At 39.6% G+C, this 1,243-nt stretch carries 1 pseudogene; it reads right to left on the bottom strand.

What is annotated here, in order from left to right:
• Positions 1-1,243 (bottom strand): annotated as a pseudogene (locus tag Q1A01_RS23540) (hypothetical protein); the annotation flags it as partial.

Below are 1,243 nucleotides of genomic sequence, written 5' to 3'. Positions count from 1 at the left end.
TCATCTACACCTGTAGTCTCCTCATCATTGGTTAATCCATCATCATCACAATCTAAATCTCCATACTCCTCACTTGGCGTTTCTGTTTGGCTCGCTACAATCAGATCACAAGGATCATTTGGATCCGTACCATCATTTGCTTCATCACCATCGGTTACACCATCGCCATCTGTATCTGGATCTAATGGATCCGTCATATTACCATCTGGATCTGCTGGAGTATCTGGATCGTCTACACCTGTAATTTCTTCTCCATTGTTTAATCCATCATTATCACAATCTTCTGCATTATATTCAGCTGTTACTGCTGAAGTATCTTGATTTACGGGGTTGTAATCACAAGGATCTAATGGATCTGTATTATCCGTATTAATCTCAATATCATTCGTTACTCCATCTCCATCACAATCAGCATTATTAAATGCATCATCTGGCATCTCTGTTTGATTTGCAACTACTAAATCACAAGGGTCATTCGGATCTGTTCCATCTAATGCTTCATCACCATCTGTTACACCATCACCATCTGTATCTGGGTCTAATGGATCCGTCATATTACCATCTGGATCAGCTGGTGTGATTGGATCGTCTACTCCTGTAATTTCTTCTTCATTTGTTAATCCATCATTATCACAATCGGCGTCATTAAATACATCTTCTGTAGGAAGTGTTTGACTTGCAATTTCTAAACTACAAGGGTCATTAGGATCCGTTCCATCAATTATTTCTTGCTCATCAGTCACTCCATCTCCATCATCATCAAGATCACATGCTCCAACAACTCCATCACCGTCTATATCTGTATCTGCTATTGTTACTGCTTCTACAAATCCTGTATCATAAGGAGCTCCCTGTACTGTTCCATCAGGATTTACCAATGGCGGTTCAGGTGTACTATATGATCCTCCATCTCCTCCATCAGCATTTGGATCATTGTATGCTTCATTAGCATCAGAACAACCATCGGCATCACTATCCTGATTTAAGAAGTCTGGACTTCCATCATTCAAAGTATCAGTAGGTGTATTTCCTTCAGAGTTGTCTGCTTGTCCATCCATATTTGCATCAGCAAATACATCATCATCTACATCTACATCTCCATCTCCATCGGTATCTAAATCTCCTTGACCAGATTCAATGATATCATGGATTCCATCATTATCAGCATCTAAATCAAAGTGATTTGGAACTCCATCATTATCAGCATCAAAACCGTCTTCAATCTCTCCATCATCATTCCCTA

This window comes from uncultured Dokdonia sp. (genome assembly GCF_947492815.1).
In the GTDB taxonomy this organism is placed as follows: Bacteria; Bacteroidota; Bacteroidia; order Flavobacteriales; family Flavobacteriaceae; genus Dokdonia.
This window is presented reverse-complemented; position numbering and strand designations above follow the sequence as displayed.